Origin of the sequence: Elizabethkingia argenteiflava, assembly GCF_009904105.1 — a bacterium.
Classification (GTDB): Bacteria; Bacteroidota; Bacteroidia; order Flavobacteriales; family Weeksellaceae; genus Elizabethkingia; species Elizabethkingia argenteiflava.
The window spans coordinates 1-13,532 of sequence record NZ_JAAABJ010000114.1; the positions used below are offsets into that span (position 1 = coordinate 1).

Genomic DNA, 13,532 nt, shown 5'->3' on the forward strand with positions numbered 1-13,532 from the left:
ATTTGGAAAAAGATTCATCAATTTCGTTATTGGTGACAGAAGTCATCAAACTGCAGAAGAGTTTTGGGAAACAATAAAACAACACAAAATGGAGAAGATCGCAAGTGATCACTGGAAAAGCTACCAAGGCATTGTTCCTAAAGAGAAGCATCTTCAGACAAAGGCAGAAACATTTACCGTAGAAGCTTATAATAGTTTGTTTAGGCATTTTTTAGCAAGAATGAGAAGAAAGTCTAAATGCTATTCTAGAAAAATAGAAATGCTCAGATGAGCGATACTTCTCTTAACGCACCATCGTAATAAAACACTATGTATATTTGATTAGCTATGCCAAAATTTATTCAAAACATGGCGTTATTGCGGTTTATATGATCCTACAGATCGCTAAGAGAGTTCTTTTTTACGAAAAATATAATAAAACGGAACAATAATTGTATTTAATATTGCAAAACAAACTCGTATAAGGGTAGGAAGTAAATAAAGCATCCTCCATCTTATCGTAAGTTAGAAAACTCAATTTAACATAAAAATATACAACATGAAAAAATTAATTTTCGGTACTGCAATGATTTTAGCAACAGGCTTATTTTCCTTTACGAAAGCTCAGCTAAAGCAAGGAAACTGGATGGTAGGTGGTAATATCCTTACTTCCAACTTTGGACTGAAAAGTGGCGGTAGCTATAACTTCATCTTACAACCCAAAGCCGCTTATTTTTTACGGGATAACAAAGCTATAGGGGGACTTGTAACATTCGGATTCAACGGTGCAAAAAATGCTAAAACTACTTACACTTATAATGTGGGCTTGTTAGGCCGATATTATTTAAATAATAATCAAGTCCATAACCTCCTCAAACAAGGTAAATTCTTTTTAGAAGGTAATCTGGGTATTGGGGGAACCACCCAAACCCAAGGAGGGATCTCTACGACAGGTCTTAATTTGGGTGTAGGACCGGGCTATGCTTACTTTTTAACTCACAATATTGCGGTAGAAGGATTGGTTAAATATGTTGGAGATTTCGGTTTCGGAAATAACAGCAACACTTCCAACCTCGAATTTAACGTAGGTCTCCAAGTATACCTTCCCACATCCAAAGTAAAACAAATTACAAGAGACATACACTAAAATCTATATTTTTAACATAAAATGTCCATCTTTATTTAGGTGGCATTTTTTATTTTTATATTTGATAAAGAAGAAGACATGAGTGAAGGACTTCAATACATAGATATCGTTTTAAAGGTACTACACAACTGGTACCTAAAATCCGCAGAACTTGCCCCGCGTTTGGTTATTGGAGCGCTGGTTTTTATATTTTTCCTAAAAGGCAGTACCTTTCTCAGTAAGTTAACTGTTAAAATTGGAAACAACTTTTTTCCCAATAACCGTAAAAATTCATTAGCTTCTCTAGTAGGTGTATTTAGGTTCCTAATTATTCTAATGGGTACTTTTATTACCCTAGAAATAATGGGTTTTAGCGGATTTTTCATCAATTTCATTGGAAGCTTAGGGGTTGCCGGAGTGATCGCAGGCGTAGCCCTCAAGGATTTGGTATCCAGTATTTTTTCAGGAATGTTGGTGGGGATTGATAAAGCATTTAAAGTTGGTGATTATGTGGTTATAGGAGCCTATTCAGGAACAGTAATAGATATAGGTTTTTTGACCACCAAGCTTATCAATGATGAAGGCAAAAAAGTCTATATGCCCAATAAGACAATCTTTAATGCTCCTTTTTACAATATCACCGCTTCTCCTCAACAAAAGATTATCTTCGACTTTGATATTCCAGCCAGTGAAGACGTTTGTAAAGTTCAGAATAGTATACGCGAGGTGATCCGAAATCTAGAACAATCAGATCGTCCAGACAAAATAGATGTTATTTTTACTTCATTAAAAAACGGTATATTGAACATGCAAGTAAGATTCTGGATTATTAAAGGTGGAAATTCAACTTTAGCTAAAAGTGAAGCACTATTTAAAATAAAGGAACGCCTTCAACAAGATGGCATTATGTTCACTGCTCCCACAAGCATTTGCATTGAAAATAGAAACGGCTTGCATAAATTTTAGAGCTCCATAAGAGGTCACTTCTCCTCTTTATAACGCTCTTATAGATTTGGCTTATTTACTCCTGAACTGGAATATACTTAAGCGTAAAGGAATAGATCAATATCCTCCTATTAAGCCGTTTTCGCTATTCTCCAAATGAGTTTAGTATGTCTCATTATAACAATTCACCGACAAAACTTACAATTAAGTTTATTTATAAAAAACCAGAGTATTCTATACTCTGGTTCTAGATTATTTTAGATTAATCATCGCTGAATATGCAACTATTATTAATATCGTCTTTTCCCTTTTAAGATACCAAAACTTCTTTTACTTTTCCGGCAGCTTCTTCTAAGGTAATAGCCGAATGTACATTTAAGCCCGATCCATCAATGATCTTTTTAGCTTCCTCTGCATTAGTTCCCTGCAATCTTACAATAATAGGCACCGGAATATCTCCCATTGCTTTATAAGCATCTACCACACCCTGGGCTACCCTATCACATCTTACAATACCTCCAAAAATATTAATTAAAATCGCTTTTACATTAGGATCTCTCAATATAATACCAAAAGCAGTCTGCACTCTTTGAGCATCGGCAGTACCTCCCACATCCAAAAAGTTGGCAGGATTACCGCCAGAGAGTTTAATGATATCCATTGTGGCCATAGCCAAACCAGCCCCATTTACCATACAAGCTACATTGCCATCTAACTTTACAAAGTTAAGTCCAGCTTCTCCAGCTTCTACATCCATAGGGTCTTCCTCTCTTGTATCTCTTAATTGAGCTAAATCTTTATGACGGTATAGACCGTTATCATCCAAAGTAACTTTGGCATCTACAGCTATAATTCTGTTATCAGAGGTCTTTAATACCGGATTAATTTCAAAAAGAGAAGCATCAATCCCCACATAAGCATTATAGAGACTGCTAATAAACTTAACGAACTCCTTAAAAGCATTTCCTTCTAATCCTAGGTTAAATGCAATTTTTCTAGCTTGGAAACCTTGTAAGCCATAGGCAGGATCTATAACTTCTTTATGAATAAGGTGTGGAGTTACTTCAGCAACATGCTCAATATCCATACCCCCTTCAGTAGAATATACTACCGTATTTTTACCCAAAGCTCTGTCCAAAAGAATAGAAACATAAAATTCCTTTGTCTCTGTTTCCCCAGGATAATAAACATCTTCAGCAATCAATACAGAGTTTACCAACTTTCCCTCAGCAGAAGTCTGTGGCGTTACCAAACGCATCCCAATAATATTCTGAGCATTCTCTTTAAGTTTTTCCATATTCGGAGAAAACTTAACACCGCCTCCTTTTCCACGACCACCGGCATGGACCTGAGCTTTTACCACCCATCCCTGAGTGCCTGTATCCGCCGTCAATTTTTCGGCTGCAGCTACAGCTTCATCCACATTATTTGCTACAATACCCCGCTGTGTAACTACACCGTATTTTGCTAAAATCTCTTTTGATTGATATTCGTGAAGATTCATATTGTTTTGATTATGTTTTTATTTTTTAAATCGTACAAATGTACAAAATAGACCCGAAATTAAAGAAAAGTGAAATACTTTATTTTCCTCTAAAAACTGGCCTTCATCCTATTCTGTTTTTTTATTTTAAGCATTTTTCGCTTATTTTCATTGGCCTCCATAAGGCTGAAATACAACTGCTATAATAAGAATAAAAAAGAAAACGCTAGTGAAATTTTGCATTCAAAATCACCACCATCAACAATGCCCAACTGAGGATCATAAATAGACCTCCCAAAGGCGTAATGGGACCCAAGAATTTTAGGTTTAAATTCCATACTTCCTGAAAAGAAAGTAAATATATACTCCCTGAAAATAAGAAAACGCCCACAATCATCATCCAGCCTACAGTTTTTTCTATTCCAGCGTGAAAATCTAAAAAGAAACCAATCATAAGAAGATATAAAGCCGCATACATCTGGTATTTAACGCCTACTTCAAAACTTTCTAATCGCTGCACGGTGAGTATCTTTTTAAACGCATGGGCACCAAATGCCCCTAAAACTATAGAAAACATACCGTAAAGAGTTCCAAAGAATAAGATTAATGTTTTCATTTTTTTAATTTTTAATAGCCTTTGAACCCAGTCTTTTTAGTTCTGTCACCACTTCATGATGACTGGCTGTTTTATCTTTAAAATAATTAACAAAATATTGTTTTTCTTCTTCCGTAACACCATATTGGTTTAGAATATTAAATAAATGCATTTTCATATGCCCTTTCTGTATACCTGTAGTAACTAACGAACGAAGGGCTGCAAAATTTTGCGCGAGCCCGGAAACAGCAATAATACTCATTAACTCCTTTGCAGAAGGTTTTCCTAAAAGGGCTAAAGAAAACTTTACTAAGGGGTGCAAATTCGTCAATCCCCCCACTACCCCCACTGAGATAGGTAAATCTATCCAAAATCTAAAAATACCCTCCTCTATAGAACAATGCGTTAAGCTGGTATACTGACCATCCTTTGAGGCATAGGTATGTGCACAAGCTTCGGTAGCTCTAAAATCGTTGCCGGTAGCCATTACAACGGCGTCTACTCCATTCATAATTCCTTTATTGTGGGTTGTGGCGCGGTAAGGCTCTATCTCCGCAATATTAACCGCCTGTTTAAATTTCCATGCAAATTCTTCTGCCTTAATTCCACTGGGATCTTTTAAGTCTTCAATTTTACAGGACACCTCTGCTCTTACTATACATTCTGGTGTAAAGTTGGAGAGGATATTCATAACCACAGAGAGTGAATCTTTATCTGCTTGGCCAAACTGATCAGAGGCTTCTATCTCTCTTTTTAAGGTGCTTCCAAATTGTTCAAGACACGAATTGATAAAATTAGCACCCATGCTATCTTGGGTATTAAAGTTCGCTTTGAGCTGATAGTAATCCTCTAGCAAAGCTGTTTTGTTCACCAATTCTATCTCTAATATCCCCCCACCTCTATGGCGCATGTTATGGGTAATATTAGCTGTATCTTCAAATAATTTCTGCTTTAAGACATGATGGAAAAAGTATTGAAGTTTTTCCCATTCTCCACTAAAGGTAAAATGGGTATGTCCTATTTTATTTTCTCCAATTATCTTGGTTTTAAAGCCTCCTTTATCTAGCCAAAACTTGGCAGCATTGGAAGCGGCTGCCACCACAGAACTCTCCTCCACAGCCATGGGTATAGCTTTTAATTCTCCATTAATAAGAAAGTTGGGAGCAATACCATAGGGCATATAGAAATTGGAAATGGTATTCTCGGAAAACTCTTCATGCAACTTCTGAAGCTTTATGTCGGCATTCCAATATTGCTGCAAAATAGCCGTATATTCTTGATCTCCCTCTAAATAGTTTTGAACTATCCAATCAATCTTTTCTTGTTTACTAAGCTTTGAAAAACCTTCTATAGGTTGTTGTTTCATTATCGTATGCAATATAAATCCTCCCAAAGGTACAACAATAAAAACAAAGAAAGCAGATGCTACACATCTGCTTTTTATCATAGTTTTATAAAGCGATTAAAGAGCTTCTCCTTCTAGCTGAGCAGCCAAAAACTCCCATTGCTGCAAGGCTAAGTCTAAATCTTCTTTAAGTTTTTGATAATGATCCATCTGTTCTTCAGTGGGATTAAGTCTAGAAAATTGCTTCTCCAAAAGTTTTATTTGCTCTTCCAGCTCATTAATCTGCTGTTCGGTTTTGCCCATTTTATTTTGAATATTCTTCTTCTCTTTACTAACGAATTCTTTTTTATTGGTCTCTATTTTTGGAGACTCCGCTTCTACTAAAATGGGGGCTTCTTGCCTGGCCTCCGCTAATTTAGATTTTTCAATAGAAATCTCACGAATACTCTCTTTCTGGCGATATTCCAGGTACTCGTCTATATTTCCTAAAAATTCTTTCATCCTCCCATCTTTAAATTCGAATATCTTATCGGATAATCCCTGCAAAAACTCACGGTCATGAGAGATGAGAATTAAAGTTCCTTCAAATTTCTGAAGTGCCAATTTAATAATCTCTTTAGATTGGATATCCAAATGATTCGTAGGTTCGTCCATAATTAAAGTATTAAAAGGACGTAACAATAGCTTACAAAGTGCCAGACGATTTCTTTCTCCACCGGAGAGTACTTTTGTTTTTTTATGCACATCTTCTCCTTGGAATAGGAAAGAGCCTAATAAATCGCGAACTCTAGGCCGGGTTTCTTCGGTGGCAGAGTCCTCGGCTTCTTCTAAAACACTTTTGTTGGGGGATAAAACTTCTTCCTGATTCTGGGCAAAATAGCCAATATTAACATTATGCCCCAATGTCCACTCTCCTGTATAATCTCTGATTTCACCTGATAATATTTTAGCCAACGTAGTCTTACCTTGTCCATTTTGTCCCAATAAAGCAATCTTCTGCCCTCTTTCTATAAAAAAATTAACTTTATCGAATATTTTTTTTTCTCCATAGGCTTTTCCTAAATCCTTAGCTTCAAAAATCACCTTACCCGGAACAACAGATTGTACAAATCGAATATTAAATTTGGAAACATCTTCGTTATCAACTTCAATTCTTTCAATTTTATCTAGTTTTTTTATAAGAGATTGAGCGAATGTTGCTTTGGTGGCACTGGCCCGAAATTTATTAATTAACTCCTCTGTATGCTTAATTTCGGCATCTTGATTTTTCTTAGCCTGTATTAACTTCTCTCTTCGGTCTTTTCGTAAATCCAAATATTTGGTATAGTTGGCCTTATAATCGTCTACCTTTTTATTGTTGATATCAAATGTACGATTGCATACAGAGGTCATGAATTGTTTGTCGTGAGAAACCAGCACAATAGCCCCTGGATAATCTTTAAGAAAACTCTCTAGCCAGATAATAGACTCCATATCCAAATGGTTGGTGGGTTCATCGAGTAACATTAAATCATTCTTCTGCAAGAGAAGTTTAGCCAACTCTATACGCATTCTCCAACCACCGGAAAATTCATCCGTAATTTTCTCGAAATCATCTGCCTTAAAACCTAACCCCAACAAAACCTTCTCTATTTCGGCATCCAAATTATAAGCATCATGGTGGATTAAAAGATCGTTAAGCTCGGTCATTCGATCTATTAATTTGGCATAATCATCACTTTCATAATCAGTGCGGGTAGCTAATGCCACATTCACCTCTTCAAGTTCCTCTTTCATATGATTGATCCCCTCAAAAGCCTGCAAAGTTTCATTCCAGACTGTACGCCCTTTCACAAAATCTAAATCCTGCTTAAGAAAACCTATACTGATGTCTCCTTCAGGTACTACCTCCCCTTCATAAAAATTGATTTCTCCGGAAAGCATTTTCAGTAATGTAGATTTCCCAGCTCCATTTTTGCCGACCAAACCTATCTTATCATTTTTTTTTATGGTGAAATTTACATTTTGGAAAAGATAATTTCCAGAGTGATGCAATCCTAAACCTTGTACTGAGAGCATAATAATTTTAAGTTAAATGATTTCCTATAAGAATCTGCAAAATTAAGGAATTTATTTTGTGCCGAAAGTTTATATCTTTTTATTTATTCCATTCCCTATTGGATTAGAAGTGTAATTACCTATACTGAAATAACAACCCCTCTTACGCAAGTAGGAATTATAGATTAATAATTTCGTACCGTTATGTGATAACAACTTTGCTTTCGCTCTTTGATATAGTAAATTTTCCCAGCCTTCTTATAAGATCGTAGTAACTTTTCTAAATCCACTTCTAATTTAAGATTAGGTTTTAATTGACGGTTAAAGCGGATGTAGGAAATATCAAAAGAATTTCCGTAATTGTGTGAGCTAATACCTATGGCTGCATTAGAATTTATTTTTCTTAAACGGCATTGATCCTTTAAAGAGCGTGTGAGTGAGGTTACCGTGAGTACGTTTCCTCTGGTACTAACCTGAAATTTTTTAGCCATTTCCTGTAAAATAGCTTTTGCTTTTGGAACTAGACAAGCCTGACTATAATTGAGCCGATGCAACCGATAACCTTTGCCCGAAATAGGGACCGAAACTAATTTACCTGTTCGTATATAACGATTTATGACCTTAGAGTTTTCTAAAACGGGAATATTAAATTTTTTGGAAGCCTCTATATGCATGGCATATGAGGAGATCCCGACTCTTATCCCCGAGGCCTGATATAGGTGAGGCTGAGATGACTGTCCGCCAATCCCTATAAATAAGCCGATAAAGGTAAAAAATAACTTTCTCATCATTCATTCCCACTATTCATAACGATACAAATATTTATTTGTTATATCATAATGCGTTTTTTTATACCTTTATCAATCTTTCTGAAAGACTCAGGAATTTATTTTCGGCTATTGGTATACAGTTTATATTCTTCTATTAGAAAGAGCACAACCTCTCCCTCACAAGCTAAAATAATACTAACATCTCTCTACCTAAAGTAAATAAAAACATAAAGATTTCTTATAGTATGCCAAGTATTATACAAAGATGACTTTTAGAAAGAGCAGTGATGAAACATATAAATAGACCTTGGAATTTCGTATTCTCTTTATCTTGTAATTTTTTCTGCTAGGCTATCCACACTAAAAGCGCAAAGATCTTAAGTCCTAAAAAAGTATATTTTTTCTAAGAGATCTGGGATATACATCCCTGTGGGATAAAAAAACTAAGCCTGATGGTATATTTTCTATATTTTAAGTTTTTCAGCACTTTTTTCGGGATATCAAAACCTATAATCATGCTCACAGTTTTATATAAAAAGAGTTTCCTAGTTATCTCATAAAAAAGCTCCTTAACAGGAGCTTTTTTATGAGGGTTTATTGATCGGTATATAAATTAATCATGCTATATTAAATACAAAACCTATAAGCGTATAGGTTCTTAGACCACTATCTATTATTTTGTCTAGGCAGAGATATATCAATAATCGATATATTTTTGTTGAAAAGTGAAAAGTCTCTCTTCACATTAAATGGTGGAACACCAAATGTAATAGAGCCATCTGATTCCGCCCCTCCAGTTAATTTAACATGGATGAACTTTTCGGGGGCTAATCCTGCCTCTAAAAGACTGGTAACATACACTTTTCCTTTGAATAAAGTATTAGCAGTTTTAGCTCCTAAAAACTCCAATCCAATACCTCCTTTAAATTCTACTCCGATATCCCCGGAAAAGCGGCCGCCTAAAGCTTCAATATTTAACACATTTTTATTTGTGAAATTGGTCTTCAAACTCGGCGGTATTCCAAGATGAAGAGTAGGTGTAGCGACAATATCAAATAAATCTGCCTTTACTTTATCTGTTGCCTCTACCTCTATATAAGGACCAAATGCAATGTTAGGCAAAAAAGTAAGACCTGTAGATCCTATTACAATAGGTGAATCTAGTTTCACGTAATCTGACAGATGCACATTCTCCTTAAATTGGCCCTGTACATCCACTGAAGATTGAAGAACTAAGTTATCCAATATAAAGTCTATATAAAAAGTTCTCAACTGCCCAAACGAAAAGGAAAGATTATATTTAATTTTAGGTGAAATTTCGACTTTTAAATTAACTTTAGATTCCTTTATGATTGGCCCAAGCTCGATAGGAATATAAAAAGTATTATCAATGTTCACAGAAGGTAAATTAACAACACCCTGTAGCGCCTGCTTCTTCATTAATTTATTCGCCGTAATAGTTCGAATTCTCCTGAATACATCCTTAGAAACAAGACCCTCCACAGGAATATAATTCACCATTTTACCATCCACCTGTATAGGTTCCGTAGCAAGATCGTATACACCACTAATGGTTCCACTAAAAATCACCTCTTCAAGCTTTGCCTTTTGGGTGTGTAAAATAATTTTACCATTAGATCTAACTACGGATACTACCTTAGCCAAAATATTGGTCATAATCTCTCCATTTAATTTTGTTCCGACCAATACACTCCCCTCCTTGATATGAGCTGTTTGATCGGTAGCATGGCTAAATGTAATCTTGTCGCTGTCCTTTTCTGAGATGGTAGCTAGAGACTCATCATTCAAAACGATAACATTTTTTTGCAAGACGAGGTCTCCGAACGTATTTAATTCAGGCCCGTTTTGTAATTCAGCTGAAGTCTGCGTAATAGCCTCTTCAGTTACATTATCGCGCGAACATGAAACGACAATAAACAATAAGAATAAAGGAAAAAATAATACAGACGCATATATTCTAAAATTGTTAAAATAGTTGTTTTTTTTCATAATTGTGTTTTTAGAGTTTTCCTGAAAAAAAAATACAATATAGATACAGTGAAAATAAAGTTAAAGAAGAATTTAACTTTTAAAGGGGCTCAATCAACAACTTTAATCTCAAGCGCTTAGTGTATTATTTAGAATATACACTCCAACTCTTAAGTTACAAAAATTGTAGGTCTAATGATCAAACTGAATTTGCAGTTAATGTAACTTTCTTAATAAGAAAGCGAAACCGCAAATCTAAAAATTTCTATTACGCGTGATCACGGCTAAAGACAATTTTTTTTCATTCGGGATATAGTATACCAAATATACTCTTTAATTCTCCACAAAACAAATTAAAAGTGTTAATTTAAGTTAATTCTTTATTTTTTTTATATACAAAACTATAAAAATAAGAAAGTCTCTTAAACAAAAAACTCTTTCAATTCTTAACCCTCCAAAAAAAATATTTCTTTTAACAGATATTTATAATAAAAACCAACATATCTACGTAAGTATAAAATTATACTTCATAAAAATTTATTAAAATAAAAAAATACTACAAAAAACCTATATAATAATATATACTCCTTAATATCAATGAATAGTACTCCTGTATATTTTAAAAAAAATAAAAATTTAGAGGTCTAAATTTCTAACAAAAGATTTTTTACAACTATATTAGTCTTCTAATTATCTAAAATATTATTATGAAAAAAATATATCATCAGATTTATTTTCAGGTTATAATAGCCATCATAGCAGGTATAGCCTTAGGGGCATTTTATCCTCATTTAGGAGAAGCCATGAAACCTATTGGCGATGGCTTTATTAAATTGATAAAAATGATTATCCCTCCGGTCATCTTTATTACACTTACCTTGGGGATCGCCCATATGAGCGATTTACAAAAAGTGAAAAGAATTGTGATAAAGTCAATGATTTATTTCATGACCTTCTCTACCCTGGCTTTGATCATTGGCTTAGTAGTAGGTAATCTTTTAGAGCCCGGAACCGGATTAAATATTGATCCCGCAACACTTACAGGAGACGTTTCCCAATATCAACAAAAGGCACACGAAACCAGTATTAGTGGATTTATACTGAATATTATCCCCGAAACCCTGTTCAGTCCTCTGGTAGGAGACAATATTTTACAAGTACTCCTAATAGCTATCTTAATGGGAATTACACTGGTCATGACCAAAGAAAAAAGTCAGCGGATTAAAGATTTTATACAAGATCTTTCCACTGTTATTTTTAAAATCGTACATATATTAATGAAGCTCGCTCCTATTGGAGCTTTTGGAGCTATTGCCTTCACGATTGGGAAATATGGGATTCATTCTATTTTAAACTTACTCTTTTTAGTAGGTACCTTCTATATTACTTCACTGCTTTTCGTAGTTGTTGTATTAGGTACAGTCGCTTGGTACAATGGATTTAATATATTTAAGCTAATGTATTATTTAAAAGAAGAGCTGCTTTTAATCCTAGGTACAAGCTCTTCGGAATCGGCACTTCCAAGCGTTATGGAAAAATTAGAAAAAGCAGGCTGCTCAAAAGCCATAGTGGGACTTGTAGTACCTACAGGCTATTCTTTTAATCTGGATGGTACCAACATCTACATGACACTGGCAGCCCTATTTATTGCTCAAGCCTTAAACATCCACCTCCCGATTGAAAAACAAATATTACTTCTTTTTATCGCTATATTAAGCTCAAAAGGTGCGGCAGGTGTTACCGGAGCAGGATTTGTTACCTTAGCGGCCACATTAAGTATGGTGCCTGAAATACCCGTCGCAGGAATCGCTTTAATCTTGGGCGTTGATAAATTTATGAGTGAATGCAGAGCCCTTACAAACGTTATTGGAAACTCTGTTGCTACAGTGGTTATAGCCAATTGGGAAAAAGAATTGGATAAGAAATTGCTTTCTTCGACTTTAAACTACCCCCATAAAACAAATGAGAGCCTCCTAGAGAGAAAAAAAATTTAAACCTCCAAATCAAGCTTTTTTTATCTGAATGTGTTTTTAAAAATACCTGAATAAAAGCCATCTATTAATAGCTGAATAGGTTAAAAAAAAGAATATTGTTTCTCACCGGAGTTATTAGATTAGGTAAATTTATATTTTTTTTCTTAACTCTTAGTAAATATAACTATCATGAAAAATTGAATAGAGAATAGGGAAAATATACCATTTTTTTTATAAACAGGGTAAAGATGCATTTAATTCTGGTATTGCTAAATTAGGTTAATTTTAACGAGGTTCCAGACAATTTTGTAACTTCAGTTATTCAGCAAAGAATATTTAAAAATATGAAATTGGATTTTTTTTCATCTTAGGAACGTTTTATACTATAAAGATTAATCAGAAAGAGGGGAATGACGAAGTTGAAATGATTGATAATTCACTTAGATCTGTGGTTATAAAGAGGTTTAGCTATGGTACAAAAAAAACTAAAGGCCTTTTAAAGATAATAGGCTCTACTTTTGAAAAATATCGTTAAGATATGGTATAAATAATTACAAAAGAGCGCTCCCCATATGGGGAGCGCTCCACTTCACCTAAACATCATTTCCTTTTCAGGTTGTTATCAAAAAAACTTCTGAATTTAACAACATCCCTGCTAATAAATATACACACGAATCATAAAAAATATATCTTGAAATCATACTGAGGTAGATGAACCTACACTCATTTATATTTTTAAGTAAGTGCCTCATGCTATTTTATTATATGGCTATGCAATTTTATTATATTGATGTGATTAATTGACAAGAAAAATCCTTAATTAAGCCTTAAATATGATACGTATTTCCCTTAGATTTAGAAGTGAATAGATAAGCGCCCCTAAATAAAATATTGGTCTTGTTTATTTTGTAGATTTGAGTAATTGCAGTTCATTGATTTTTAACCACTCGTGTATTAAGTCTCAATTAAAGCTTTTGGACTGTGCAATTTTAAATTAGACTTATGATGAAATTTAGCAGAAAAACAATGGTGCTTTTTTTTGTAGGAATATTATTGGTCTCCTGTAAAAATGATGCAAAGACCTCATGTTGTTGTAAACTCCCCCATAAATAGTACGACTATAATTTAGACAAAAAGTTTAAATTTAGGATTATATATTATGACAAAGAAACAATTCAGTGCGAATCAGATTTCCAGTATTTTGAAAGAATTCGATAATGGTAGAAGTATAGAAGAGCTTGTACGCAGCTATGGCATTAGCAGAGCAACACTGTATAATTGGCGCAAAAA

11 protein-coding genes are annotated in these 13,532 nt (G+C 34.3%); 5 read left to right on the forward strand and 6 right to left on the reverse strand.

The features are described from left to right. From GNY06_RS00640 to GNY06_RS00650, 3 genes are all read left to right on the forward strand, one after another. Positions 1–271 (forward strand): IS1 family transposase (locus GNY06_RS00640; protein WP_166518349.1); only part of this gene is annotated, 271 nt, incomplete at its 5' end. Positions 272–538: 267 nt separating this feature from the next. Then, a complete protein-coding gene (locus tag GNY06_RS00645; protein WP_166518350.1) occupies positions 539–1,126 on the forward strand; it encodes a porin family protein in 588 nt (195 codons plus the stop codon). A 78-nt stretch (positions 1,127–1,204) separates the two neighbouring features. Then, positions 1,205–2,071, forward strand: coding sequence for a mechanosensitive ion channel family protein (locus GNY06_RS00650; protein WP_166518351.1), 867 nt, complete (start codon positions 1,205–1,207; stop codon positions 2,069–2,071). A 289-nt stretch (positions 2,072–2,360) separates the two neighbouring features. On the opposite strand, the gene sucC is transcribed toward GNY06_RS00650, so the two are convergent. From sucC to GNY06_RS00680, 6 genes are all read right to left on the reverse strand, one after another. After that, positions 2,361–3,554: an ADP-forming succinate--CoA ligase subunit beta gene (sucC, locus tag GNY06_RS00655; RefSeq protein WP_166518352.1), complete on the reverse strand. Its 1,194-nt coding sequence runs from the start codon at positions 3,552–3,554 to the stop codon at positions 2,361–2,363. A gap of 205 nt (positions 3,555–3,759) precedes the next feature. Next, a complete protein-coding gene (locus GNY06_RS00660) occupies positions 3,760–4,149 on the reverse strand; it encodes a DUF423 domain-containing protein (protein WP_166518353.1) in 390 nt (129 codons plus the stop codon). A gap of 4 nt (positions 4,150–4,153) precedes the next feature. Further along, a complete protein-coding gene (locus GNY06_RS00665; protein ID WP_166518357.1) occupies positions 4,154–5,494 on the reverse strand; it encodes a hydroxymethylglutaryl-CoA reductase, degradative in 1,341 nt (446 codons plus the stop codon). 96 nt (positions 5,495–5,590) lie between these two features. Continuing rightward, complete coding sequence (locus GNY06_RS00670; RefSeq protein ID WP_166518354.1) at positions 5,591–7,531, reverse strand: ABC-F family ATP-binding cassette domain-containing protein; 1,941 nt, start codon at positions 7,529–7,531, stop codon at positions 5,591–5,593. Positions 7,532–7,695: 164 nt separating this feature from the next. Further along, positions 7,696–8,301, reverse strand: a complete 606-nt coding sequence (locus GNY06_RS00675; protein ID WP_244614320.1) for a DUF5715 family protein — start codon at positions 8,299–8,301, stop codon at positions 7,696–7,698. A 645-nt stretch (positions 8,302–8,946) separates the two neighbouring features. Then, positions 8,947–10,290 carry a hypothetical protein gene (locus GNY06_RS00680; protein ID WP_166518355.1) on the reverse strand — a complete coding sequence of 448 codons (1,344 nt, stop codon included), beginning with the start codon at positions 10,288–10,290 and terminating at the stop codon, positions 8,947–8,949. Positions 10,291–10,976: 686 nt separating this feature from the next. On the opposite strand from GNY06_RS00680, the gene GNY06_RS00685 reads away from it, so the two are divergent. Both GNY06_RS00685 and GNY06_RS14970 read left to right on the forward strand, forming a co-directional pair. After that, positions 10,977–12,263, forward strand: a complete 1,287-nt coding sequence (locus GNY06_RS00685; RefSeq protein ID WP_176589921.1) for a dicarboxylate/amino acid:cation symporter — start codon at positions 10,977–10,979, stop codon at positions 12,261–12,263. Between the two features lie 1,138 nt (positions 12,264–13,401). Further along, positions 13,402–13,532: transposase (locus tag GNY06_RS14970; protein ID WP_166518356.1), on the forward strand; the 131-nt coding region annotated here is incomplete at its 3' end.

Bases quoted from the DNA above. Each gene is read 5' to 3' on its own strand.
- GNY06_RS00645 (WP_166518350.1), top strand. From the start codon at position 539: ATGAAAAAATTAATTTTCGGTACTGCAATGATTTTAGCAACAGGCTTA.
- GNY06_RS00650 (WP_166518351.1), top strand. From the start codon at position 1,205: ATGAGTGAAGGACTTCAATACATAGATATCGTTTTAAAGGTACTACAC.
- sucC (WP_166518352.1), bottom strand. From the start codon at position 3,554: ATGAATCTTCACGAATATCAATCAAAAGAGATTTTAGCAAAATACGGT.
- GNY06_RS00660 (WP_166518353.1), bottom strand. From the start codon at position 4,149: ATGAAAACATTAATCTTATTCTTTGGAACTCTTTACGGTATGTTTTCT.
- GNY06_RS00665 (WP_166518357.1), bottom strand. From the start codon at position 5,494: ATGAAACAACAACCTATAGAAGGTTTTTCAAAGCTTAGTAAACAAGAA.
- GNY06_RS00670 (WP_166518354.1), bottom strand. From the start codon at position 7,531: ATGCTCTCAGTACAAGGTTTAGGATTGCATCACTCTGGAAATTATCTT.
- GNY06_RS00675 (WP_244614320.1), bottom strand. From the start codon at position 8,301: ATGATGAGAAAGTTATTTTTTACCTTTATCGGCTTATTTATAGGGATT.
- GNY06_RS00680 (WP_166518355.1), bottom strand. From the start codon at position 10,290: ATGAAAAAAAACAACTATTTTAACAATTTTAGAATATATGCGTCTGTA.
- GNY06_RS00685 (WP_176589921.1), top strand. From the start codon at position 10,977: ATGAAAAAAATATATCATCAGATTTATTTTCAGGTTATAATAGCCATC.